At 38.1% G+C, this 23,879-nt stretch carries 23 protein-coding genes; 8 read left to right on the forward strand and 15 right to left on the reverse strand.

The annotated features are described in order from the left end of the window. The first annotated feature begins 150 nt into the window (after positions 1–150). Together typA and CRT24_RS00735 are read left to right on the forward strand one after the other, a co-directional pair. On the forward strand, positions 151–1,956 hold the full coding sequence (gene typA, locus CRT24_RS00730) for a translational GTPase TypA (RefSeq protein WP_099369344.1): 1,806 nt from the start codon (positions 151–153) through the stop codon (positions 1,954–1,956). Between the two features lie 95 nt (positions 1,957–2,051). Continuing rightward, entirely contained in the window at positions 2,052–2,411 is a 360-nt protein-coding gene (locus tag CRT24_RS00735; protein ID WP_099369345.1) for a Rieske (2Fe-2S) protein, read from the forward strand. Here the strand turns inward: CRT24_RS00735 and CRT24_RS00740 are convergent. From CRT24_RS00740 to CRT24_RS00765, 6 genes are all read right to left on the reverse strand, one after another. Further along, positions 2,408–3,817, reverse strand: a complete 1,410-nt coding sequence (locus CRT24_RS00740; RefSeq protein WP_099369502.1) for an aldehyde dehydrogenase family protein — start codon at positions 3,815–3,817, stop codon at positions 2,408–2,410. The two genes, CRT24_RS00735 and CRT24_RS00740, sit on opposite strands and share 4 nt — an antisense overlap. 90 nt (positions 3,818–3,907) lie before the next feature. Then, positions 3,908–4,417, reverse strand: coding sequence for an ecotin (locus CRT24_RS00745; protein ID WP_197734045.1), 510 nt, complete (start codon positions 4,415–4,417; stop codon positions 3,908–3,910). A gap of 37 nt (positions 4,418–4,454) precedes the next feature. After that, the gene (locus tag CRT24_RS00750) at positions 4,455–5,210 is read right to left on the reverse strand and encodes an aspartate/glutamate racemase family protein (protein WP_099369346.1); all 756 of its coding nucleotides are present in this window, start codon (positions 5,208–5,210) and stop codon (positions 4,455–4,457) included. 13 nt (positions 5,211–5,223) lie between these two features. Next, positions 5,224–6,336 (reverse strand): serine hydrolase, encoded by a 1,113-nt coding sequence (locus tag CRT24_RS00755; protein ID WP_099369347.1) that lies wholly within the window; start codon positions 6,334–6,336, stop codon positions 5,224–5,226. Beyond that, the gene (locus CRT24_RS00760) at positions 6,305–7,480 is read right to left on the reverse strand and encodes a P1 family peptidase (protein WP_099369348.1); all 1,176 of its coding nucleotides are present in this window, start codon (positions 7,478–7,480) and stop codon (positions 6,305–6,307) included. The genes CRT24_RS00755 and CRT24_RS00760 overlap by 32 nt, the downstream gene beginning before the upstream one ends. A 46-nt stretch (positions 7,481–7,526) precedes the next feature. After that, positions 7,527–8,615 carry a DUF4407 domain-containing protein gene (locus CRT24_RS00765; protein ID WP_099369349.1) on the reverse strand — a complete coding sequence of 363 codons (1,089 nt, stop codon included), beginning with the start codon at positions 8,613–8,615 and terminating at the stop codon, positions 7,527–7,529. A 160-nt stretch (positions 8,616–8,775) separates the two neighbouring features. On the opposite strand from CRT24_RS00765, the gene CRT24_RS00770 reads away from it, so the two are divergent. Continuing rightward, positions 8,776–10,905 carry a M3 family metallopeptidase gene (locus CRT24_RS00770; protein WP_099369350.1) on the forward strand — a complete coding sequence of 710 codons (2,130 nt, stop codon included), beginning with the start codon at positions 8,776–8,778 and terminating at the stop codon, positions 10,903–10,905. A gap of 112 nt (positions 10,906–11,017) precedes the next feature. Here CRT24_RS00770 and CRT24_RS00775 read toward each other — a convergent pair whose 3' ends face one another. From CRT24_RS00775 to truA, 3 genes are all read right to left on the reverse strand, one after another. After that, positions 11,018–11,566, reverse strand: coding sequence for a putative glycolipid-binding domain-containing protein (locus CRT24_RS00775; RefSeq protein ID WP_180269027.1), 549 nt, complete (start codon positions 11,564–11,566; stop codon positions 11,018–11,020). 172 nt (positions 11,567–11,738) lie between these two features. Further along, positions 11,739–13,502 (reverse strand): ABC transporter ATP-binding protein, encoded by a 1,764-nt coding sequence (locus CRT24_RS00780; protein ID WP_099369352.1) that lies wholly within the window; start codon positions 13,500–13,502, stop codon positions 11,739–11,741. Between the two features lie 10 nt (positions 13,503–13,512). Continuing rightward, positions 13,513–14,274: a tRNA pseudouridine(38-40) synthase TruA gene (gene truA, locus CRT24_RS00785; protein ID WP_180269028.1), complete on the reverse strand. Its 762-nt coding sequence runs from the start codon at positions 14,272–14,274 to the stop codon at positions 13,513–13,515. A 194-nt stretch (positions 14,275–14,468) separates the two neighbouring features. On the opposite strand from truA, the gene CRT24_RS00790 reads away from it, so the two are divergent. The 4 genes from CRT24_RS00790 to CRT24_RS00805 all read left to right on the forward strand — a co-directional run bounded on the left by CRT24_RS00790 (position 14,469) and on the right by CRT24_RS00805 (position 18,058). Further along, positions 14,469–14,924 carry a hypothetical protein gene (locus CRT24_RS00790; protein WP_099369353.1) on the forward strand — a complete coding sequence of 152 codons (456 nt, stop codon included), beginning with the start codon at positions 14,469–14,471 and terminating at the stop codon, positions 14,922–14,924. Between the two features lie 80 nt (positions 14,925–15,004). Beyond that, on the forward strand, positions 15,005–17,002 hold the full coding sequence (locus CRT24_RS00795; RefSeq protein WP_099369354.1) for a sensor histidine kinase: 1,998 nt from the start codon (positions 15,005–15,007) through the stop codon (positions 17,000–17,002). A 98-nt stretch (positions 17,003–17,100) separates the two neighbouring features. Continuing rightward, positions 17,101–17,574, forward strand: coding sequence for a DUF4293 domain-containing protein (locus CRT24_RS00800; protein WP_099369355.1), 474 nt, complete (start codon positions 17,101–17,103; stop codon positions 17,572–17,574). A 10-nt stretch (positions 17,575–17,584) separates the two neighbouring features. Continuing rightward, positions 17,585–18,058: a hypothetical protein gene (locus CRT24_RS00805; RefSeq protein ID WP_138089416.1), complete on the forward strand. Its 474-nt coding sequence runs from the start codon at positions 17,585–17,587 to the stop codon at positions 18,056–18,058. A 9-nt stretch (positions 18,059–18,067) separates the two neighbouring features. On the opposite strand, the gene CRT24_RS00810 is transcribed toward CRT24_RS00805, so the two are convergent. Continuing rightward, positions 18,068–18,694: a hypothetical protein gene (locus CRT24_RS00810; protein WP_099369357.1), complete on the reverse strand. Its 627-nt coding sequence runs from the start codon at positions 18,692–18,694 to the stop codon at positions 18,068–18,070. Next, on the reverse strand, positions 18,694–19,200 hold the full coding sequence (locus CRT24_RS00815) for an RNA polymerase sigma factor (RefSeq protein WP_099369358.1): 507 nt from the start codon (positions 19,198–19,200) through the stop codon (positions 18,694–18,696). The genes CRT24_RS00810 and CRT24_RS00815 overlap by 1 nt, the downstream gene beginning before the upstream one ends. A 69-nt stretch (positions 19,201–19,269) precedes the next feature. Between CRT24_RS00815 and radA the strand changes: the two genes are divergently transcribed. Continuing rightward, positions 19,270–20,658: a DNA repair protein RadA gene (radA, locus tag CRT24_RS00820; RefSeq protein WP_099369359.1), complete on the forward strand. Its 1,389-nt coding sequence runs from the start codon at positions 19,270–19,272 to the stop codon at positions 20,656–20,658. Positions 20,659–20,726: 68 nt separating this feature from the next. Here the strand turns inward: radA and CRT24_RS00825 are convergent, their stop codons facing one another. From CRT24_RS00825 to CRT24_RS00840, 4 genes are all read right to left on the reverse strand, one after another. Then, on the reverse strand, positions 20,727–21,854 hold the full coding sequence (locus tag CRT24_RS00825; protein WP_099369360.1) for a TlpA disulfide reductase family protein: 1,128 nt from the start codon (positions 21,852–21,854) through the stop codon (positions 20,727–20,729). A 41-nt stretch (positions 21,855–21,895) separates the two neighbouring features. Then, on the reverse strand, positions 21,896–22,726 hold the full coding sequence (locus CRT24_RS00830) for a YgcG family protein (protein WP_099369361.1): 831 nt from the start codon (positions 22,724–22,726) through the stop codon (positions 21,896–21,898). A 6-nt stretch (positions 22,727–22,732) separates the two neighbouring features. After that, positions 22,733–23,167, reverse strand: coding sequence for a TPM domain-containing protein (locus CRT24_RS00835; RefSeq protein ID WP_099369362.1), 435 nt, complete (start codon positions 23,165–23,167; stop codon positions 22,733–22,735). An 84-nt stretch (positions 23,168–23,251) separates the two neighbouring features. Beyond that, on the reverse strand, positions 23,252–23,830 hold the full coding sequence (locus CRT24_RS00840) for a LemA family protein (protein WP_099369363.1): 579 nt from the start codon (positions 23,828–23,830) through the stop codon (positions 23,252–23,254). Positions 23,831–23,879: the final 49 nt, after the last annotated feature.

Raw genomic sequence — 23,879 nt, forward strand, 5'->3', positions numbered from 1 at the left:
CGTCAAATTATCGCGGTTTATTTGCCAAGTAATTGAGAATTAATCATAAATAAACCAGAACCTAATAAAAATATAACAGGAATATGTGAAAAATGAGGTGCAAAATATATATCTTTGCACCTCTTATTTTTTATAACACATTATTGCTCAATGCAGAATATCAGAAACATAGCGATTATCGCGCACGTTGACCACGGTAAAACTACCCTAGTCGACAAAATCTTACACTACACAAACCAATTCAGAGACAATGAAAATACAGGAGAATTAATCCTGGATAACAATGACTTGGAACGTGAGCGTGGTATTACAATCGTATCAAAAAACGTATCTGTAAAATACAAAGACACTAAAATCAACATTATTGATACCCCAGGTCACGCCGATTTCGGTGGTGAAGTGGAACGTGTATTGAAAATGGCGGACGGTGTTGTGCTATTAGTAGATGCATTCGAAGGACCAATGCCTCAAACGAGATTCGTAACAGGTAAGGCCCTAGCATTAGGTATCAAACCTATCGTTGTTGTAAACAAGGTGGATAAAGAAAACTGTCGCCCTGAAGAAGTATACGAAAATGTATTCGATCTATTCTTCAGTCTTGGTGCTACAGAAGAACAATTAGACTTCCCAGTATTATATGGTTCATCAAAACAAGGATGGATGTCTACTGATTGGACTAAACCAACAACTGACTTCACTGAATTGCTAGATGCGATCATCACACATATACCTGCTCCAAAAGTATCTGAAGGTACTTTACAGATGCAGGTTACTTCATTAGACTACTCTACTTTCGTTGGTCGTATCGCGATCGGACGTGTAGTTAGAGGAACAATCAAAGAAAACCAACCTGTTTCATTGGTGAAACGTGATGGAAAAATCATCAAATCACGTGTTAAAGAACTTCAATTGTTTGAAGGACTTGGCCGTGTTAAAGTTCCTGAAGTACATGCTGGTGATATCGTTGCGGTGGTAGGTATCGATGGATTTGAAATCGGTGATACAATCGCTGATTTTGAAAACCCAGAGCAATTGGAAGTTATGCACATTGATGAGCCAACTATGAACATGTTGTTCACCATCAATAACTCTCCATTCTTCGGTAAAGAAGGTAAATTCGTGACTTCACGTCACATCTATGACCGTTTGCAAAAAGAATTAGAAAAGAACTTAGCATTGCGTGTAGTTCCTACTCAATCTCCAGATGCATGGTTAGTATATGGTCGTGGTATTCTTCACTTGTCAGTATTGATCGAGACTATGCGTCGCGAAGGATACGAGTTGCAAGTAGGACAGCCACAAGTAATCGTTAAAGAAATCAACGGACAAAAACACGAACCAATCGAAGAATTGGTAGTTGATGTACCTGCAGACGTTTCTGGTAAAGTAATCGAATTAGTAACTCAACGTAAAGGCGAGTTGTTGATTATGGAAACCAAAGGTGAAATGCAACACTTAGAGTTCTCTATCCCTTCTCGTGGTATTATCGGCTTGCGTAACAACGTATTGACTGCTACTGCGGGTGAAGCTGTAATGGCACACCGTCTTAAAGGATACGAGCCTTGGAAAGGAACAATCCCTGGACGTATGGCTGGTGTATTGATCTCTTTGGATACAGGTTCTACAACAGCATATTCAATCGATAAATTACAAGACCGCGGTCGTTTCTTCGTAGATCCAGGTGTTGAAATCTATGAAGGACAAATCTTGGGTGAGCACATCCGTGATAACGACTTAACAATCAACGTTACTAAAGGAAAGCAATTGACAAACATGCGTGCTTCAGGTTCTGATGACAACACACGTATCGCTCCGGCAATTAAATTCTCTTTAGAAGAATGTATGGAATATATCCAAGCTGACGAATACATCGAGGTTACTCCTCAAAGCATGCGTTTGCGTAAGATTTACCTTACTGAAAATGAACGTAAAGTAAACGCTAAGAAATTCGTTTAGAATTTAAATTAGCTTAAAATACAAGAGGCTTTCCACACGGAAAGCCTCTTTTTTGTGGTCTTTTGTTTAAATTGCTGGTGATTACTAGAAATAAAATGATGGAGAATTTCGAAGATGATGATTTAGAATGGCATAAAGTACCAGTAAAGATCGATGAAAGCAGGAATTATGTGAAGGCTTTGCATGTAGCAGGCAAAAAGCTCTGCTTGATCAAAGAAGGCGAGGTCCTATCTGTTACTTCAAGTAGGTGCCCCCATGCAGGTGCTGACTTGACAAAAGGGTGGTGTGAAGAAGGTAAATTGATCTGTCCGTTCCATAGACATCGATTCAATATTGAAAATGGAAAAGGAGATGAGCCTCAACATAACTTTATCCGAATCTATCCTTTAAAAAAGGAAAACGGTGAATTTTATGTCGGAATAAAGAAAAGCCTGTGGAACAAAATCTTTGGTTAGAATAACCTTCGGATCCATTGGATCATCTTGTTTGTTTTTTCAGTATATGGAAACCAGAACATTGATGAAACAGGCATAATCTTGACATCTGCAACTGCTCTTTCATGAGAAAAGGATTTGAATCCAAATTTACCCATAGATTGCCCGATTCCAGAATTGTTTATTCCTCCAAATGGAAGGTTGGGATGCATAATCTGAATCATCGCATCATTGATACACGTTGAACCAGCACTTGTATGCCTGATGATATGTTTTGAAAAATTGGAGTCTTTACTGAAAATATATAAGGCCAATGGTTTTTCTTTCGAATTGATAAAGTCAATCGCCTCTTGATTCTGTGAATAATAGACAATGGGCAAAATAGGGCCGAAAATTTCATCTGTCATAAGTGGATTGGTCGCAGCAACATTTGTAATCACCGTGGGTTCAATGTAATTTAACTTAGCATCTAATCTACCACCACTGATGATTACTGCACCTAAGTTCTTGGCAGATTCTAAACCTTCCTTTAACCTCTCGAATTGACTTTCATTAATTATTCTTGCATAATCAGGAGAATTCAATGGATCGCTGCCGAAAGCTTCTTCCAACTCCTTTCTAAACAATTCCTCTATTTGGTGTTTTTGATGCCTGTGGGCTAATATATAATCCGGAGCAATACAAGTTTGCCCAGCATTGACAAACTTCGCCCAGATCAAGTTTTTTACCACCTGTTTAAGATTTACGTTTTTGTCGATTACAGCTGGAGATTTACCACCCAATTCAAGAGTAATGTCTGTCAAATTCTTACTTGCAGCTTCCATCACTATCTTGCCAACTTTTGGAGAACCCGTGAAATGGATATGGTCAAACTTTAAGCCCAAGAGATGTGTAGTTTCTTCAACAGCTCCTTCCACAACCGCAATATGATCTTTTGGGAATAGGTCTGATATGATTTTGCTGATCAATTGATTGCTATATGGAGAAAACTCTGAAAGCTTGAGGATAATCGTATTCCCAGCAGCTATAGCCGATGCAAGATGGACAATGGGAAGTTGAAATGGATAATTCCAAGGTGTAATAATCAATGCATTTCCTTTTGATTCATGGTGCAAATACCCATTGACATTCGGCATCATTAAAGATCTGCCAACACGCTTATCCCTCATCCAAGATTTTAGATGCTTGGCAATATGTTTTAGCTCCATCTGTACGGACAATACCTCCGTGATAGTTGTCTCTATTCCAGACTTATGGAAATCTTGGTACAAAGCTTTTTCTATCGCTTTCTCTTCAGAATTGATTCTCCGTAATAATGCCTTGATCCAGCCAATCCTCTTTTCCGGAGTGCTATGCTTAATAGCAGATTTGTTCTGAACTTGGGAACGGTAGATTTTATCAATTTCTGAAAGAGTAGTATAAGCCATATGAAATGTGTGTTCTATAAATTTAAATAATAAAATAAAAACCCAGGTCATATTCATGTCTGGGTTTTTATTTTCAACAAATCTTTAGAGTTATTTCTTGCTGGGTTTTGATTCTAATGCTTGATAAACATCGTCGCCAGCAGTATAGATCTTATATTGAACGTCATATTCCTCTGGAACATAAATTACAATAGGCATTTTGCCGTTATATCTGACCATGGTAGGTTGAGCGGAAACAAAAAGATTTCTTTTTGGAGCATCAGGACAACCCATTTGTGTGGAAACCACCTGCCCATCAGTCTTGAAGATATAGTATTGGTATCCCCATCCTTCCAAATCTTTTGTCTCTAAAGTGCCATTGAGTCCAAAATGGTTACAGCCATCAACTTCCATCATCTTACCAACGCTGAACTCAATTTTCTTGCTATTATCATTTTGAGACAGGGGAACTTCAATAACCATTTGTTTATAGCCTTTTTCAGCCTGTGGAAATATGTCAGTATTCACTTTTAAATAAGTTGCTTGTGCATGACTGGCTTGAGGCATTAAGAATAAACCCATCATTAAAATAATAAGGGTTGGTACTGCATTTAATTTCATGTTTTTCAATTTTGTGTTTATCCTTAAACGTTAAATCTTATAAATCTGCTACAGGATTAAGTTTCCCAGGATCTACTGCATTAATAAGTGCTCTTGCCAAAATCCGGTTTGGATCAATGACAGGAAGTCCTGAGTAAGATTTTTCACGTAGTGCCAATGGCAATTCCGTACATCCTAAAATAATAACTTGTGCACCTTCTCCTTTCAATTCCTGAATAGCAGCAACCAACTGGTCATGGGCCCGATTAGTAACAGGAGACGAAAAAGCTTTAATTCCGTAGGTCTCGTCATAAATAGCAGCATGGACTTTATTTTGAAGCGTATCATTAGGTTCAATACATTTCAATCCGAAATCTTCAATCACTTGTTTATATAGTCCTGTATTTCGCGTACCAATGGTTGACAAAACTCCAACAGTAGATTCGGGAAAATGCTCCTTGATAAATCTTGCCGTTTCAGCTACCATGTGCAAAACTTGAACATGAGAGCCGTTATTCTGTAATTCTTCCTGAATAACATCAAATATTCTTGGTGAATGTGCAGTATTGCAAGGTATACCCAAAACCGTAGCTCCTGCTTTTTCAAGCTCTAGAGCAATTTCTGAAATCGCAATGCCCGGGTTAATAGGTTCTTTCCCTAATAGATATTCTGTTCTGTCCGGAATTCTGTGCGATTGCGAGGACAGCAAAACCGGTACGTGGTCTTGATCACGACGCGCATTTGTTTCCTCAATAATTTTTTTTACGATGTCTACCCCTGCTAATGGACCGACACCTCCAACGATTCCAATCATGTTTATATCTTAATTAGTCTAACTCTCCTAGACGCCATTTATACATCCAAAAGGTCTGATTATTGTTCAAAAATAACGCCAATATATACGGTATTGTTGCGAAACCGCTATCGGAATTGGTAAATGCAACCACGATTTCCTCGCTGTCTGGGTAAGCCAAAAAGAAACATCGGAAACCAGGATTCGACCCTGTATGCCAATAAGATGTGCCCATTTCATTGATCTGCATTCTCATCCCTAATGCGCATGGAACATGCCTGTCATCTGCACTGATTCCTTCAGATTTTTTAGCCTCTGAAAGTCTTTTTAATGCCAATTCATGTGTCTTCTTTTTTAGTCCAAAACCCTCGAAAATGTACTTTTTTATAAATTGACTGTAATCCGCTGCAGTGGTATAGAGTGTATATGCAGCATTACTTTTCCTATACATACCCAGTTTTCTGGGGCTATTGTTTTCATAATGACCAAATGCTGCATTTTGTTCCATACCGTCTTGCCAAACAATTGCTGAATTTTTCATCTTAAAGGGTAGAAGAACTTCTTCCTCAACCAATTGCTGAAAGGTCTTTCCTGTGATGTGTTCCATGGTCTCCTGTAGGAAATAGAAACCCTCACCCGAATACATATAATCTGTTCCCGCTTCAAATTGTGAGGTAAGAGCAGTTTTGCGCCATTCTTCAGAAGGAACATCCCCTTCCCAATTCAATAAGCCTGTTTGGTGTGTTAACACATGTCTTGCAGTTATTTTATCCTTATTTGGATTATGGGCGAGACGATCGTAAGCATAATATGAATATAATGGCTTGTCTAATTCTATTAGACCCTGATCCATTAATCTTAAAAATGTATAAGTTGCAATTACCTTTGTTAAAGAGGCCGCTTGAAATATAGTATTACGATCAATTCTAGATTTAGTTTCGCTATTCTTGAATCCTATATTGTATAGTCGGTTTATTCCATCCTTTTGGTAATTGAGTTGAATAGCAGGAACGTTAGCAGCATGAGCAATTTCTTGTATTTTGCTTAAAGTATCCTGGCTAAATGAAATAGCCGGAATTAAATAAAGCGTCAAGCCAAGGACAGCCTTGGTCAGCTTATTTCTGAACAGCTTTAGGGAGTTTGTCATAATCTAAAGCATTGTATTTTTTCAAGATTTTTATGGTTTCTTTAATAGGAATGGCTTTGACGGTTCTGCCTTTAATGCCTTTCATATCTTCTGCCATAAACATAGAGTTTAGGATTGCTTCTTCTGTAGCTTCCCATACCGCCATAAATAGGGGAGACATATAATCATTTCCTACTTCATTGGAATTTAGTTCAATGCTTTTTGATTCATGAGGGATATAATTTGATGGATTTGTTGAGAAAGCAATGGAATAATCTCCACTTCCATTAGAAGAGAATGAACCAACATTACCAAATGCGATATACGACCTTTTGGCCAATCTTTCCAAATTGCGAGCAGAAAGAGGAGCATCAGTGGCGATAATAATCATGCATGAACCATCCACCTTATGTGCTTCTTTAGGTTCTTGCATATAATAATTGTGCAATTCTCGACCCACAGGAGCTCCATTAATATTCAGAACCCCTCCGAAATTGGTCTGAACCAACACTCCAACAGTATAGCCACCTCTGGATTCAGGAAGCTTTCGGGATGCCGTTCCAATTCCGCCCTTGAAGCCAAGGCATTCCGTTCCTGTGCCTGCACCAACATTACCCTCCTCTACTTTTCCTGATTTTGCATTTTTGATCGCCTCCAATACATCATTCGATTCAACATGCCTGCCACGGATATCGTTTAATCCCCCATCATTGGTTTCTCCGACAACTGAATTCACAGACCTCACATTTTCATTGCCCGGCAAGGAAAGCATATAGTCAATCAAGCCATTGGCAACTTTAGGAGCATTCAGGGTATTGGTCAATAAAATAGGGGTCTCTATATTCCCGAGTTCCTCGATTTGTGAAATACCCATCATCTTACCGAAACCATTGCCAACATAAACTGCAGCAGGTAATTTCTGTTGGAAGACATTTCCTTGATGTGGAATGATAGCCGTAACCCCTGTACGTACAGAATCCCCTTTGATAATGGTTTTCTGACCCACAGTTACTCCGGCGACATCAGTGATAGCATTGTTGGGTCCTGTCGGTAAAATACCAATATGGATCCCAAAATCCCTGATTCTTCCTCGTTTTTCTTGTGCTTGGCAGATGTTGGTAATGGTAAATAACGCCAGAGCTAATAGAGTGTATCGCTTGCTCATGCTGTTTAGATTAAATTGCTTGGCAAGTATACAGAATTCTTTACACTTATTCCTCCGCAAATTCTTTCTGGAGCTTGTCCATTCGCCGTTTTATCGAAGCATCAACCCTGTAATCATCTATTTTGTCGATCGCTGTTTTTTCAACAGTTACACCCGTGTCAGACTCATAATTATGAACTTCTTTCTGATTCTTCAATGCATTATCGTAAGCGTCACGACCACTCATTAATTTTACGAAAACAGGCAAACACTCGAAGAAAATGAACAATAGCGCAATAAAGATTACGGCATATTCAGTAGACTTGTTGACTGTGCCATCGGGTTTTTTGTGTAGATTGCTCAAGGCAGCATTCCGGTCTGCAAATCCCGCAACATTGATTGCGCTATCCAGAGATTTATCAGATAATATTTTTTGATCCAATAACCCCTCTGCAGTCTTTCTCTGCAATAACTCAGATTCTTTGGCTTGTAGTCTTAACCTTAAGCTGTCCAAATACGCTTGTTGGCTATTTAGATTTGCCTCTTTCATTTTTGCGTATGGACCATAACCCATCACGCCTGATGTTTCATCAGTCTTTGTACCGAAGATTTCGTGGTTGAGCTGTTGCCTTGATGTTTTGATGCTGGATTCCAAGGAGTCAGCATGGGTATGCAGAGCTTTTAACTGGCCGTATTCAACGCGGTACTTATTTTCAAAAGTTTTGTTTAGCGTGTCGATCCTAGCATTCTGTTGAACTAAATATTCCGCTCGGAGATACTCTTTGATTTCTTTGTCAAAGATTTTAAGCTCCAACGGGCGAGAAATGACAAGACCAATTAGAATGGCCAATAATATCCTCGGCAGTGCTTGCAATAATTGCATGCCCACACCGCGGCTCTTATCAATACTGAGAACGATGTAACGATCCAGGTTGAAGATTGCTAATCCCCAAATTATTCCAAACAGAAGGGCATAAAAAATAGCAAATGCACTTCCGCTGAAAACAAAATATAAAGCGTAGCCACCAGCTAACGCCGCAAATAGACCTGTAAAAAAGATTGTCGCGCCAATGCTTATATATTTGTTCTGCTCCTCAGGAAACCGGTCTAATGTTTCCTTGTGTACCCCTGCGCACCACCAAAAGAATTCTTTCATTTTCTAAAGCTTTAGTAATTAGACGTTAGCGCGTCGATTTTGTTACAGCTAATTAAGCAAAAAATTTAGAAATTCTTAGTAGTTTGTCAGCCACAAAGAAATGGATTCTTAGACAAAGAATTAGTACCTTTGCACAAAAATTGAAACAAACTATAATAGAATGAATAAAAAAGGGTTTTTACCTTACTGCATGGTGATTGCCAGCTTGTTAGTAGGGTGTAACAACAACGAAACTAAAAAAGAAGAAACTGTAGATTTGAAAAATCCATTATTAGCTAAGTATGAAACTAACTTTGAAGTTCCTCCATTTGATCTAATCAAAGATGAGCACTTCAGACCTGCTTTTAAAGAAGCCTTAAGAATACATGAAGCAGAAGTAGACTCTATCCTAAAAATCGAAGATCAACCAACTTTTGCTAATACAATCGTAGCACTAGAAAACTCGGGTCAGTTGTTAAATAAAGTATCTACTGTGTTTTACAACTTGAACAGTGCAAATACAAATGACACGATCCAAGCTATAGCAAAAGATTTGGCGCCAGTATTGTCTGCACACCGTGATGAAATAAATCTGAACCCTGAGCTCTTCAAACGGGTGAAAGCTGTGTATGACCAAAAAGAAAATGCAGGCTTGGATGCGGAAGATTTAAAATTGCTTGAAGAAACTTACAAAGGTTTTGTGCGTTCAGGAGCAAATCTTAAAGATGCTGATAAAGAAAAACTAAAGAAAATAAACGCTGACCTTTCCGTGTTATCTACTCAATATGGTCAAAACCTTTTGGCAGAAACAAATGCTTTCGAAATGTTGATCGACAAAGAAGAGGATTTGGCTGGATTACCTAAGGAATTGAAGGCAGCTGCAGCAGCAGAAGCTAAGGCAAAAGGTCATGATGGTAAATGGTTGTTTACTTTGCAAAATCCTTCCGTAATGCCATTCTTGCAATATGCAGATAACCGTGAATTGCGTAAAAAAATCTGGGATGCTTACCAATTACGTGGTAACAATGATAATGAAGGTGATACGAAAGAGATATTAGTGAAAATCGCTAACCTTCGTCAACAAAAAGCAAAATTATTGGGCTATTCATCTCATGCAGCTTATGTGCTTGAAGAATCAATGGCTGAAAACCCAGCAAATGTAAATGCATTATTGAACAAAATCTGGACGCCAGCATTAGCAAAAGCTAAAGCTGAAGCAGCAGATATTCAAAAAGAAATTGATGCCGCAAAAGATACATTCAATGTAGCTCCATACGATTGGCGTTACTACCAAGAGAAAATTCGCCAAAAACGTTTCGCATTGAATGAAGAAGAAATCAAACCTTATTTCAGCTTAACAGATGTGCGTGAAGGTGCTTTTGCAACAGCTAATAAATTATGGGGAATTTCATTTGTAGCTTTAAACAATGTTCCTGTATACCATCCTGAGGTTGAAGTCTTTGAAGTTCGTGATAAGGATGGATCCCACTTAGGATTATTATATGCTGATTTCTTCCCACGCGCTTCTAAACGTTCTGGTGCTTGGATGACTTCTTACAGATCACAAAGCAGAGAGAACGGAAAACGTGTTGCCCCAGTAATCTCAATCGTATGTAACTTTACAAAACCAGTTGGTGACAGTCCTGCATTGTTGACTTTTGACGAAGCTAGCACTTTGTTCCATGAATTTGGACATGCGTTGCATGGATTGTTCTCAAATGTTAAATACAAAAGCCTAGCTGGAACTTCTGTTCCACGCGATTTCGTAGAACTTCCTTCCCAAATTATGGAAAACTGGGCGGGAGATCCTGAAGTATTGAAAACATACGCGAAACATTACCAAACAAAAGAAGCAATTCCTGATGCATTGATCGAAAAAATGCAAAAAGCAGGAACTTTTGACCAAGGATTCGCAACAGTTGAATATATAGCAGCTTCCTTATTGGATATGAACTACCACAGTGCAACATCTCCAATTACTGCTAAAGCAAATGATTTCGAAAAAGCAGCCATGAATAAAATCGGACTAATTGATGCAATTATCCCACGCTACAGAAGTACTTATTTCCAACATATCTTCAGTGGAGGTTATTCAGCAGGTTACTATAGCTATATCTGGTCTGAAGTATTGGATTCAGATGCATTCGCCGCATTTAAAGAAAAAGGTCTTTTCGATCAAAATACAGCTGCTTCGTTCCGTAGCAATATCCTTGAAAGAGGTGGTACCGGAAACCCCGCAGAAATGTACCGCAAATTCCGCGGAGCAGATCCTGACCCAATCCACTTAATGAAAAAAAGAGGACTGAACTAAGAATCAAAAAAAAGGCTGGAAAATTTTTTCCAGCCTTTTTTATTTGAACAGATGTGAGATATGAGATTTGGGATTTGAGACACTTACTATCTCACATCTCACATCTCACATCTCACATCTCATATCTCAAAAATAAATCCGGGTATTTCAACACAAATCCATCAGAATCAACTTTAATTTCAGCTTCAAAATCATTTGGAATATTTTGATAGATATAGCTGTCTTGATCTTTTCTGAAATATCTCTGTTTTACAGGATAGATTTCCCCTTTGAGAATATCGAGATAGATAACATCAATTATTTGGGAATTCCCTTGATTGATGTGTAAATTGTTGATTGGAAGTGAATTGGTAAATGGGCTTAAAGAAATGTCAATAAATATAAATCCCTCAAATTCTGGTTTTTCTTGATTATTGATCAACCATTTTTTATTGTTCGAAGTCGCATTTATTGAAGTTTTCTCCCCATTTAGTTCTATGGAAATTTCAAAACTTAAAACCTCCCAATTTGGATAGGTTATTATTTGATATTCTAGAAACCAGAATTGATCTTCTAACGTGCCAATTATTCGAGAACTAAAAAGATTATGATCGGCATCTGAATAAAACCGAAGGTATTCCATCGAGTTATAATAGATGCCTTTCCAAATAATATGTTTCATGGAACTAGACATTAATTTCTCTTTCTCATATCTCATATCTCATATCTCATATCTCATATCTCATATCTCACATCTCATATCTCATATCTCATATCTCACATCTCACATCTCACATCTCACATCTCACATCTCATATCTCATATCTCATATCTCACATCTCACATCTCAAATACTATATCCCCGCAGAATTAAACTGAAGGTCATATAATTTCCTGTAATATCCTTCCAGCTCCAGCAGTTCGTGATGGGTTCCGATTTCTTTGATTTCACCTTTGTCAAGAACGATGATCTTATCAGCTTTTTGAATAGTGGATAATCTATGGGCGATTACGATGGAAGTTCTGCCTTCCATAAGATTTTCGATCGCGTTTTGGATTAATTCCTCTGTTTCTGTGTCGATAGAAGACGTTGCTTCATCGAGGATCAAAATTTTGGGATCATGCACCAATGCTCTGATAAAGGATATCAATTGAGCCTGTCCTGCTGAAAGCGTTGAACCTCTTTCTTGAACTTGGTAGTTGAAATTCCCCGGAAGACGCATAATAAAATCATAAGCACCTACTTTCTTCGCAGCATCTTCAATGGAGTCGAAAGTTATATTAGGGTTATGAAGATTAATATTATTCAAAACAGAGTCTGAAAACAAGAATACATCCTGTAGAACCGTGGCTATGGTTTGTCGAAGGAAGGTAAGGTCATATTCACGGATATCAACACCATCCAAGAGGATTTCTCCTTTTTGGATTTCGTAAAATCTACTCAAAATATTGATGATAGATGACTTACCAGCTCCCGTTGCACCAACTAAAGCAAGGGTTTCACCTTGTTTAACATGAAAACTAACATCTTTCAGAACCCACTTTTCATCATTATAGGCAAACCAAACATTCTTAAAAGTAATTTCTCCTTTGACATGTTCAGGTTTATATTTCCCTGGGTTCGGCGTGAATTCATCAGTGTCCAAAACATCAAAAATACGCTCTGCGGATACCATACCCATTTGCAAGGTGTTGAACTTATCAATCAATTCCCGAATAGGCCTAAAGATCATGTTGATGTACATGATAAAAGCTACGACCACACCTGGAGAGATCACATCCGCCAAAATCTGCCTCGAACCATACCATACCAATAAACCTGTTGCGATGGCTACAATAATTTCTAAAACAGGAAAGAATATGGAGAAATACCAGTTAGCGCGAATGTGAGCATTCCGATGTTCTTTATTGATCGCATCGAATTTTTTCATCTCCTGATCTTCACGAGCAAAATATTGGATTACGCTCATCCCTGTAATATGTTCCTGCAGGAAAGTGTTCAAATTGGAAACCCATAATCTCACACTTTGGAAAGCTGATTTCATCGCTTCCTTGAAGATATAAGTCGCAGCAATCATTAAAGGCATAGGAACCAAAACCACAAGAGTAAGCCTCCAATCTGTATAGAACATCACACCTAAGATTACCACTAACTGCAATAAATCCCCAATAATCTGAATCAACCCCTCTGAGAAAATATTGGCAATGGTTTCCAAGTCTGAGATTGTTCTGGTAATCAATCTTCCGATTGGCGTATTGTCGAAGTATTTAAGTCGGAGATTGGTGATATGGTTGAATACTTGGATACGGATATCGCGGATTACAGATTGACCAAGCGTATTGGTCATTAAAGTATGAAAATAACGGATTACAGTTTGCGCTATTAATAGGGCAAACATCAGAAAGAGCATATAGTTTAGGCCTTCACCGCTTCCCGAAAGGATATAGTGGTCCAAGGTATATTCCACCAACAAAGGCAATGCAGGTGCAACTGCTGCCAATAAGATCGTTAGTATAACCGATACCCAAAAGATAGTCTTATATGGGCGGATATACTTCGCTAATCTCCCCAGCAATTTACTGTCGTATGCGTTTCCCGAAATTTTCTCTTTCTCCAAAATCTTTGTATTAATCTATATAAGGATAAGCCACTTCTGTTAGATATAGACCGCAGGCAGGAACTGAAGTTCCAGCTTTGGATCTATCCTTACTCTGAATTACCGCTTTAATATGTTCTATAGGTTTCTTGCCTAGGCCGATTTCCATCAATGTGCCAACGATAGCACGAACCATATTCCGAAGAAAACGATCCGCTGTAATATGGAAAATCAATTTCTCACCATCCCACACCCATTCTGCACATTTAATATCGCAATTATTCGTGAATACTTGTGTGTTAGATTTGCTGAAACAAGAAAAATCCTGCTTACCTAACAAATCTTGCGCAGCTATGTTCATTTTTTCTATATCCGGTCTATCCCTTAATTGCCAAGAGAACTGATGTAAGAATGGATCTTTTTGAAAATGAACATGATATTCATAACTCCTTTGGGTAGCATCAAATCGTGCATGTGCATCTTTTGAAACCTCAATAAGCCGTTTTGCAGAAATATCAAAAGGAAGCAAAGCATTTAAAGAATGAACGAATTTCTCCTTATTCTGCAACACTGAAGACGGATGTGAAAAATGTACAAACAATTGTTTTGCATGGACTCCGGTATCCGTTCTTCCAGCACCAATGGTCTCCACTTCTTCCCTTAATAGAATAGCTAAGGCGTGATTCAGCTTTTCTTGTACAGATACAGCATTCTCCTGGATTTGCCATCCATGATAAGCAGTACCATTATAGGAAATCTCTAAAAAGTATCTCGGCATTTGATCTTCCACCATGCAAAGGTAAATATTCTAAGATTAGCTCCTAACAGCATTTAGTAAGTAGCACGTAAAATTAATGACTACAAAAGAATTACCTGTTTAAATTGAACTTCTTGTACTAGAAACCAAGTACAAAATTTACCACTGAATCAGGTATATATTTCGCCTCCTTTTCGCTCTACCTTTACTTCACATATAATTCATTGGTTATGAAAAAGATATTATTCGTATTGACATTATTTTTAGGCTGCACATTTGCAGCAAATGCGCAGGGATTTTTAGATAAAATTGATAGAGCATTAAACAAGGTTGAGAACACTTCGAACAAAGTAGATAACGCTTCTCAAAAAGCAGGAAGAATAGGAGGCAAATTAAATAGCCTGATGGGTAAAAAAGGTGAAAGTGCAAATGCCGCTGAAATGACCGTTTTGATTGAAGGAATAAATCTGGCCGAATTGAAGAAAATCTCAACTGGATTGGAATCAAATAAGAAAGTTAGCGATGTTAAAATGAAGTATAATGCATCAGGTTCAACATTGACAGTATTGTTTAATGGTGACTCAGAAGCTTTGTTTGAAACCCTTAAGAAAACTTCACCGCTGATTACAGATGAGTCTGTACAAGCAATAGAGGATGAAGGGATTGCAATTAAAATAGAAAAATAGTTTATCTTTATACGCATCATGCATAGGCAGTGATTATCACTGCCTATTTCTATTTAATAAAACTTATAGATAACTAAATTATGAATGCTAGGCGTAATTTGTTTTTTATCTTCCTACTCCTTGGCATTGCCTTAACAAGTACTGCTACACAGCAGGTTGCATACCCCTATAAAAAAGAAATCGATAGCCTTAAAAAGGTCCTCAACACCAAGCAAAAAGTGGTAGACCGAGCAAGGGTCTTATTTGATCTTTCCTATTATTATTCCTTTTCTGATTCTACCAATGCCCATTATTACCTGGATCAAGGACTGGCCTTGAACGGAAAAGCGCCCATTATTTCAGGGATGGGTAAATTCTATGAAGGCATGTTCTATATGGACTATGACCTCCCAAGAGCAATTGAATTGATGGAGTCGGCAGAAAGTGAACTTGCTGCAATAAATTCTCCGGAAGCCAAAAAATTGAGAGCAAGGACGCTTAACAATATCGCAACAGCTTATCAATGGCAGGATAAACATGTCAAAATGCTAGATGTGCTGATCAATAGAGCATTACCCGTCGCTTTTGATGCAAATGACAATGTTATCACTGGAAATATCCATTATAAGATAGGAATGAACTTTTGGAATAATCTACAATATGTAGAAGCAAACCGTTATTTAAATGATGCGGTCTCTTATCTCAAAAAAGGAAATTATGATCACCTAACCCTTAATGAGATCTATAAATTGCTGATTATTTCACTTCATGCATCAAATGAAACTGAAAAAGCTGATTCGTTAATTGCAGACTTTGAAAGGTTTTCAAAAAAACATAAAGGCGAGTTGCCCTTGGGTGACTACTATTACATCCACGGAACTCATTACAGATTTAAAAAACAATATGACAAGGCATTGGAGCTTATGGACAAGGCTATTGAAGCCACCATCAGAGACAAAGATTCTGATCCAAGGTCATGGGGTGGATTGCATTATCAAAGGACATTGATCAATATTGCTAAGAAAGATTATAAAGCAGCATTGGTCGATCTCAAGAATAATGTAGAAGCCAATATTAAATCTCATACAGCATTTTTTCAAGACAGCTTGAATCTCGCCTTGGCATATGTAAAAATTTATGAAGGATTAGGGGATTATCCGAAAGTCCTGGAATGGATAAAGAAAAAAGATGTCCTGCAAGAAGCAATGTATAATCGCAAAATCAGAGAATCAATTGTCGGTTATGAAGTGAAGTACCAAACTTTACAGAAAGAAAATGAAATCCTTTCTTTAAAAGCAGAACGAGATAAAACTGAAAGTGATATTAGAAACACGAGGGTTATTATTGCATTAGTCGCAATAATGCTGGTCCTTATAGGTTATTTCTTAGTCAAGAACCATCAAAAAAACAAACGTCTATTGCAACAACAGGAAATCAACAATCAACAAAAACTTTTGGATGAGAAACAAAAACAAAAGCTGATGTCCTTGGATGCTATGCTGCAGGGAGAGGAAAAGGAAAGAAATAGGCTCTCCAGAGATCTTCATGATGGTTTGGGAAGTATCTTGGCATCTATTAAATATAAGGTCTTGGATCTTCAGTTGATTAATCCCCATGACAAGGTAAATTCAGTTTTGATGGATATGGATTACGCAATAACAGAAATGCGCCGGATTTCCCATAACTTAATGCCTGAAGCATTGCGGAGATTTGGATTAGAAGTTTCCTTAAATGATTTGTGCAAAAGCCTCCAAAATATTAACACAAAAATAGAACTGCAAGTATATGGGTCACTAGAAAACCTAATACTAGATCAACAGACTCATATTTATAGAATTATTCAGGAATTGATCTATAATTCACTGAAACATTCAGGGGCAAAACATATTTTGGTGCAATGTAGTATGGAAGACAACGTGATTTTCATTACCGTGGAAGATGACGGAGTTGGGTTTGCTCCACATATTTTAAACGAAACTTCAAAAGTTGGAGCTGGATTGAAGAACGTGAAAATAAGGGTAAATTACCTACATGGTAAATTAGACATCAGATCTGAGATAGGAAAGGGTACAAGCGTGGATATTGAATTGTCCGTCTAGATTACATCAATTATCTCCATCCATTTTACCAATCCTGGAGAAACCAAATCCTATTTAAGTTGTTTGTATTATATTTGCGGTATAAATAATCTATAAATATGATACAACGTATTCAAACCGTTTGGTTGTTAATCTCAAGCTTGGTTCTTTGTGGACTTTTCATTTTCCCATTTGTAGGATACATTGATTTAGTTGGTCTTGGCAAAAACATTTATGTTACTGGCGTTTATTCTTCAGCTAACAATGTGACGACCAAAGAGTCTGGGTTCCTTTTAATGACTATTGCAACGGTGATATTGGCTTTGATCCCAATATTTATCATATTTCAATATAAAAACAGAAAATTGCAGTTAAACTTAATATTGGTTCAAGTTATACTTATCTGTCTTTTTGCTGTTTGGATGTTTGTTTCAGCAAACAATATCTTGGGATTAATCAATCAAAGTATTGGCGCAAGCAATATCGGAATCGGCTTCTTTCTGTTACCTGTATCGATCTTATGTTTGTCCTTTGCAATTCGTGGCATAAGAAATGATAATAAGTTGATTAAATCGGCCGACAGGCTTCGTTAAAATTATTCTTATGAAACACTTATTTATGATGCTTGGGCTCATCTGTGCTCTGGCATTTCCAAAGCTAACCCTTGCGCAACAGGACAGCTCATTGAATATCGTAGATGATATACAGTTTGACCTAAAATCAATCACAGCCTCAGGGGACACCTTGGTGGTGGATGTGTTTGCAATATCTTACGATAAGAATCCTCGTGAATTTAGATTGAATGTATTTGCCTCAGCAATCATAGACTCTGAAGATCAATCTCATATGTTAACATCTGTTCAAATGGATAGAGTAGTAGTTCAATTGTCCGACAGACAGAATTATTTGAATTATCTTCTACATCAAGATAAACCAGTTGCAATCAAACTGAAACTTTCACCATTGACTGAAGAAATAAAAAATGCAAAACTTGTCAAAATTGTCTTCAATGCTTTAGACGACGAAGGACAATTTCTAGAAGCATTTATAGATCTAAACAAAGAAGAGGAGCTTTAAGCTTCTCTTCTATTTTTGATATTCTTCTTCTAACTTGATCAAATCTTCATAATTCTTGTCCAATTTCTTGATTAATCGAATATAGATTGCTTTATAATAAAGCTTGACAAGCTTGATGATTAACCAACCAAAACCTGTCATAAAAATAGTTAATAAGGTGAAGAACAATATATTATGGCTTATGGATCTGTTCATAATATCTTCTTCCCAGATCAGGCTTAAACTCGAAATACTAATCGCGAAAATGATGAGGTAAATGTTGAACTTGATATAATATCCAACGGTTTTCCTAGTATTCAAAATATCAGAAAGTAAATCTTTAGTATTGTTTGTGTTTTTAATCTTCCTATAAGATCTAAAGAAAGCATAAATAAAATAAATGATAACGATATACGACAATACATCTATAATATTACTAAATATATCCAAAGCATTATCTTGTTGTTCATCCACCTTGAAATATAAAAAAACATTTAAGGTTATACCTACAATCAATTCGATCACACTGATAATGAAAATCCATTTTACCAATGATGAAGAGCTTTTATAGAGCATAGTTTGGATCTGTTCCTTATTAATTTTAGGAAACTCCTGGTCTTTTTGCCAATGCTGTTTCAGAAAGTCTAATTCATCCATTATACCACTCCTTTTTTTGTAAGCATTTGTTTTAATTTGCTTTTAATTCGATTCATTTTTACCCGAGCATTTACCTCGCTGATCCCCAATGTCTCTGAAATCTCCGTGTAATCCTTGTCCTCCAGATACATATATACCAATGCCTTGTCGATGTCATTGAGCTGTCTAACAGCATCATATAAGTATTTAAGCTGGTCCTCAGTTTCTGAATTGTACTCTTCGTAACGAATATTGGTTAATGAATAATCCCAATCCACTGTTTCAATTTTAGTTTTCCTGCCACGGTATAGCGAGATCGCGGTGTTCAAAGAAACTCGATACGCCCATGTTGAAAACTTAGAATCACCCTTGAATTTTGGGTATGATTTCCATAGTTGAATCACCATCTCCTGGAACAGATCCTGATGTGAAGCCAAGTCTGCGGTATATAGCTTGCAGATCTTATGAAGGATGTTCTGATTATCCTCCAAAAGACTCACAAATTCTTGCTCTAGGGTTTGATTCATTTATTGGTATTTGTCGACAATAGTAAGGTATTGTTACAACTTCTAGAGGCATTTTTTTAAATTCGCTCAATGGCAAAATCAAAATCAGCATATTTCTGTCAATCCTGTGGATATGAATCTCCTAAATGGCTAGGTCAATGTCCTTCATGTAAACAGTGGAATACTTTCGTAGAGGAAGTTGTGGAAAAGGCATCCAGCAGAGTGCCTGAATGGAGAAGCACAACCTCAACCCCAGGTGTACAGAAAAGAGCAAACAAAGCTGCAGTAATACATGAAATCGTATATTCTGAAGAACAAAGAATCCATGCTCCAGACAAAGAATTCAATCGCGTACTGGGAGGAGGAATTGTACCTGGATCGTTGGTCCTGATCGGAGGGGAACCCGGAATCGGTAAATCAACTCTAATGTTACAACTTGCATTATCAATTCCGAAAGTCAAAACACTTTATATCTCAGGCGAGGAAAGCGAACAGCAAATAAAAATGAGGGCCGAACGGTTGTCACAAAACTCAAATGCTAATTGCTATATATTGACGGAAACGTCAATGCAGAATATCTTTAAACAGATTGACCAAGTGGAACCCAATGTCGTTGTCATTGATTCTATCCAAACGCTGCACTCGGCACAGATTGAATCAGCACCCGGCTCGGTTTCCCAGGTCAGAGAATGTACCGCTGAATTGTTGCGCTTCGCAAAAGAAACAAATACACCGGTATTTATAGTCGGCCATATCACCAAGGACGGATCTATCGCCGGACCAAAAGTATTGGAACATATGGTGGATACGGTTTTGCAGTTTGAAGGAGATCGGAACCATGTATACCGTATTTTACGAGCAGTAAAAAACAGATTTGGATCATCCTCGGAATTAGGAATTTATGAAATGCAGGGTTCTGGATTAAGAGAAGTTTCCAATCCTTCAGAAATTATGCTTTCCCAAAGAGAAGAGCAGGTCAGTGGAATTGCTGTAGCGGCCATGTTAGAGGGTATGAGGCCCTTAATGATTGAAGTGCAGGCATTGGTCTCAAATTCAGCGTATGGAACGCCACAGCGAAGCTCTACAGGTTTTGATACAAAGAGATTGAACATGTTGCTGGCAGTCCTGGAAAAAAGATTCGGATTCAGATTGAGTGCACAGGATGTATTCTTGAATATTGCAGGTGGATTGAGAGTCGAAGACCCAGCAATTGACCTCGCCGTTATTGCTGCAATCATCTCTTCGCAACAAGATATAGCTTTGGAATCTAATATTACATTTGCCGGTGAAGTAGGCCTCTCCGGGGAAATAAGAGCTGTAAATAGAATTGAACAAAGAATTCAAGAAGCAGAAAAATTAGGGTTCGAACAGATTTTTATTTCGAAATACAACACCAAAGGATTAGATATTAAAAGATATCAGATATTGGTCAGACCAGTGGCAACATTAGAGGATATATTCAGAATATTATTTGGCTAAACGGCTACTTAATTCATAAAAAAAAGCGAGCCTAGATTCTTCTAGGCTCGCTTTTTTTTATCGGTAATCTATTTGATTACTTCCGCTAATTTTGCTTCTAATGCGGGTCCACGAAGGTTAGTCGCGATGATTTTTCCTTCTGGATCTAATAGGAAGTTTTGTGGAATTCCTTCGATACCATAAAGATCAACAACTTCAGATTGCCAGAATTTTAAATCCGACACTTGTGGCCAACCAGTAAGGTTGTCATCTTTAATCGCTTGCAACCAATCTGCTTTGCCTGACTCGCGGTCCAATGAAACCCCAAATACAGTGAAATTTTTATCCTTGAATTTGTTGAAAGCAGCTACTACTGTAGGGTTTTCATGTCTACAAGGTCCACACCAACTTGCCCAAAAATCAATCAGCACATATTTTCCACGTAAAGAGGATAGCTTAACAACATTTCCCGAAGTATCAGGCAACGCAATTTCAGGTGCAACTGAACCGATTGCAACTTTTTTAAGTTTATCGATCTTGGCTGCCAAAGCTTTTCCCTTAGTCGTGTTTTTCAATGCTCCAGATAATTTATCATAGGTTGGAACAACTACGTCATTTACATTCTCAGCGCTTACCATTTCTTCCAACAAGCCCAAAGTAACATAGCTATTTGGGTTTGCTTTCACATATTCCTCATTGATTTTCTTTTGTTGGTCAAATAGTCCTTGCGCTTTTGCTTGCAGTCCACCTACAAATGCTTCATCTTGTTGTTGTTCCGGGCTTGCTGCTTGAAACTCCTTGTTTAAAGCGGCAAATTGATCCGTAACACCCTTGATAGAGGTTTTATATTTTGCAAAATCTTTGTTGATTTCATTTCCTGTGACTTCCGCCGCAGCTAATGTCTCACCATTCACATTGATAACTCCCTTTGCTAAATAAAGCATAGTCATATCAGGGTTGCTAAGTTCGCGAAGTGATTTTCCATCGGCAGATAATATCAATTGTGCTTGTGTTGGTTCGGCAACAATACCATTGTAGGTAAATTGTCCTTTTTCAACGTTAGCAGAATCAATATGGCGCTGCCCGCCGTCTACATACATCAAATACACTTTCGCTGGCGCATCCACATTTTTCAAAGTTCCCTTTATGGAGAAATCCTCTTGCGCAAATAGCAATGATGGGACCGCTGCCAATACAGCTAACATTGTTTTTTTCATATCGCTTTTTTTATAATAGTTTCATACATATATCGTTCCAATTACCATCTTCCGCTAGCACCACCGCCACCGAAACCTCCGCCGCCAAATCCGCCAAAGCCGCCACCGCCGCCTCCACCGAATCCGCCGCCAAAGCCACCACCACCGTTATCTCCACCACGGCCACCGCCCAATGAGTTCAATAAGGTCCACCAGAATAAATCTGAAGAACCTCGACCGCCCATAACACGACCACCGCCGTTCTTACCGCCACCTCCGGATTTCGAAATCAGTGATATAACAATGATAATAACGATAATAATGAATATAATAGGAACTCCTCCACCGCCTTCGGTAGAATAGCTATCCTTAGGATCTGCCTTATATTCCCCTTTTGTGTAAGAAATAATGGCACTTGTGCCATCGTCAATCCCTTTGAAATAGTCTCCCTGTCGAAAGGCTGGTTTTACTTCATTCTCTATTATCCTATAAGCAATGGCATCAGGAACGGCACCTTCAAGACCATATCCAGTACGGATAGTAACAGCACGATCCCCCAACGCTACTAAAAATAAAATACCGTTCTCATATTTTTTATTCCCAACACCCCACTTCTGGGCTAATCGGTCGCCATAGTCCGCAATATCATAATCTCCAGTGCTATTCATGACCACTACTGCAATCTGAATCGTGGTAGAGTCTTCAAATGCCAACAGCTTATTCTCCAATTGTTGCTTCTGTCCAGAAGATAACGTGTTCGTATAGTCTGTTACCAAGGACGTCGCAACAGGTGGAAAATCCTGCGCATAGGTTTGAAAATGAAACAATAATCCTACAAAGAAACTGAGGAATATTTTAGTTGAAAATTTCACAGTTAGTGATGCTTTCTGCATAAAAATTTAAGATTTACCGAAATAAATATCATTCGGAAGTTCATTCACATCGTCCGCTCTCCTAGGGAAATAGGTGGCTAATTGATCACCTGCTTTTTGGATGCCTTCAATTAGGCCCTCAGCAAAATCTCCCTTTTTAAAATAACCAAGCATTAACTCCTTGGTTGATTCCCAAAAATCCTCTGGAACCTTATTGTTGATTCCCGTGTCGCCGATGATGGCAAACTGATGGTCATCTGTGGCAAGATAAATAAGAACACCATTTCTTTGTGTGGTCTCATGCATCTTCAGCTTTTCGAAATAGTATTTTGCTTGATCAATAGCGTCCATATTATGTACCCTACGCTCAACCACCAACCGGATTTCGCCTGAAGTGCGGTTCTCAGCAAGGCTTATCGCATGAACTACTTGCTCTTGTTCTTCTTGATTGAATATCTCCATGGGTATCTAAATAGAAAAGATGAATGCAGAAGTGAAAGCCCCCAACATTCATCTTTACGTTATATTAACAACAATAAAAATGCATTAAAACTGAACTGTCGGTGCTTTATCAGAACCTTCAGCAGCTTTGAACGTACCTTTAGCCTTAAATCCAAAGATTCCAGCCATAATATTGTTAGGGAAGCTACGGACAGTAGTGTTGTAGTCCTGAACAGCCTCATTGTAAGCTCTGCGCTCAACCGAAATGCGGTTCTCAGTACCCTCTAACTGTGCTTGTAACTCCTGAAAGTTTGAATTAGCTTTCAAATCCGGGTAGTCTTCTACACTAACCAATAAACGACCGATAGCTTGTGATAGACCATCTTGCGACTGTTGGAAGTTTGCAATTGCCTCTTCACTCAAGTTGTTTGGATCTACTTGTACAGAAGTCGCTTTTGCACGAGCCTCAGTTACTGCTGTCAAAGTCCCTTGTTCATGCTGTGCAGCTCCTTTAACAGTGTTCACTAAGTTAGGGATCAAGTCCGCCCTACGTTGGTAAGCATTTTCAACCTGCGCCCATTTTCCTTTTACATTTTCATCCTTCGATACCATGGTATTGTACCCACAAGAACTGAATGAAAGGGCAGTCAATAAACCTACAAATACGATTAATAATCTTTTCATGTGTAATGTTTTAACAAGTAATATTTAAAAGTAAGAATTTGTTTTCACA

The organism is Sphingobacterium sp. 1.A.5 (assembly GCF_002734235.1).
GTDB lineage: Bacteria > Bacteroidota > Bacteroidia > Sphingobacteriales > Sphingobacteriaceae > Sphingobacterium > Sphingobacterium daejeonense.

What these genes read in the sequence shown, in the direction of transcription:
- CRT24_RS00825 (WP_099369360.1), bottom strand. Translation starts at nt 21,854, where the DNA reads ATGAAAAAAACAATGTTAGCTGTATTGGCAGCGGTCCCATCATTGCTA.
- CRT24_RS00750 (WP_099369346.1), bottom strand. Translation starts at nt 5,210, where the DNA reads ATGATTGGAATCGTTGGAGGTGTCGGTCCATTAGCAGGGGTAGACATC.
- CRT24_RS00840 (WP_099369363.1), bottom strand. Translation starts at nt 23,830, where the DNA reads ATGAAAAGATTATTAATCGTATTTGTAGGTTTATTGACTGCCCTTTCA.
- CRT24_RS00745 (WP_197734045.1), bottom strand. Translation starts at nt 4,417, where the DNA reads ATGAAATTAAATGCAGTACCAACCCTTATTATTTTAATGATGGGTTTA.
- CRT24_RS00765 (WP_099369349.1), bottom strand. Translation starts at nt 8,615, where the DNA reads ATGAAAGAATTCTTTTGGTGGTGCGCAGGGGTACACAAGGAAACATTA.
- CRT24_RS00760 (WP_099369348.1), bottom strand. Translation starts at nt 7,480, where the DNA reads ATGAGCAAGCGATACACTCTATTAGCTCTGGCGTTATTTACCATTACC.
- truA (WP_180269028.1), bottom strand. Translation starts at nt 14,274, where the DNA reads ATGGTGGAAGATCAAATGCCGAGATACTTTTTAGAGATTTCCTATAAT.
- CRT24_RS00770 (WP_099369350.1), top strand. Translation starts at nt 8,776, where the DNA reads ATGAATAAAAAAGGGTTTTTACCTTACTGCATGGTGATTGCCAGCTTG.
- CRT24_RS00740 (WP_099369502.1), bottom strand. Translation starts at nt 3,817, where the DNA reads ATGGCTTATACTACTCTTTCAGAAATTGATAAAATCTACCGTTCCCAA.
- CRT24_RS00830 (WP_099369361.1), bottom strand. Translation starts at nt 22,726, where the DNA reads ATGCAGAAAGCATCACTAACTGTGAAATTTTCAACTAAAATATTCCTC.
- CRT24_RS00810 (WP_099369357.1), bottom strand. Translation starts at nt 18,694, where the DNA reads ATGGATGAATTAGACTTTCTGAAACAGCATTGGCAAAAAGACCAGGAG.
- CRT24_RS00755 (WP_099369347.1), bottom strand. Translation starts at nt 6,336, where the DNA reads ATGACAAACTCCCTAAAGCTGTTCAGAAATAAGCTGACCAAGGCTGTC.
- CRT24_RS00735 (WP_099369345.1), top strand. Translation starts at nt 2,052, where the DNA reads ATGATGGAGAATTTCGAAGATGATGATTTAGAATGGCATAAAGTACCA.
- CRT24_RS00795 (WP_099369354.1), top strand. Translation starts at nt 15,005, where the DNA reads ATGAATGCTAGGCGTAATTTGTTTTTTATCTTCCTACTCCTTGGCATT.
- CRT24_RS00815 (WP_099369358.1), bottom strand. Translation starts at nt 19,200, where the DNA reads ATGAATCAAACCCTAGAGCAAGAATTTGTGAGTCTTTTGGAGGATAAT.
- CRT24_RS00790 (WP_099369353.1), top strand. Translation starts at nt 14,469, where the DNA reads ATGAAAAAGATATTATTCGTATTGACATTATTTTTAGGCTGCACATTT.
- CRT24_RS00775 (WP_180269027.1), bottom strand. Translation starts at nt 11,566, where the DNA reads ATGAAACATATTATTTGGAAAGGCATCTATTATAACTCGATGGAATAC.
- CRT24_RS00805 (WP_138089416.1), top strand. Translation starts at nt 17,585, where the DNA reads ATGAAACACTTATTTATGATGCTTGGGCTCATCTGTGCTCTGGCATTT.
- CRT24_RS00800 (WP_099369355.1), top strand. Translation starts at nt 17,101, where the DNA reads ATGATACAACGTATTCAAACCGTTTGGTTGTTAATCTCAAGCTTGGTT.
- typA (WP_099369344.1), top strand. Translation starts at nt 151, where the DNA reads ATGCAGAATATCAGAAACATAGCGATTATCGCGCACGTTGACCACGGT.
- radA (WP_099369359.1), top strand. Translation starts at nt 19,270, where the DNA reads ATGGCAAAATCAAAATCAGCATATTTCTGTCAATCCTGTGGATATGAA.
- CRT24_RS00835 (WP_099369362.1), bottom strand. Translation starts at nt 23,167, where the DNA reads ATGGAGATATTCAATCAAGAAGAACAAGAGCAAGTAGTTCATGCGATA.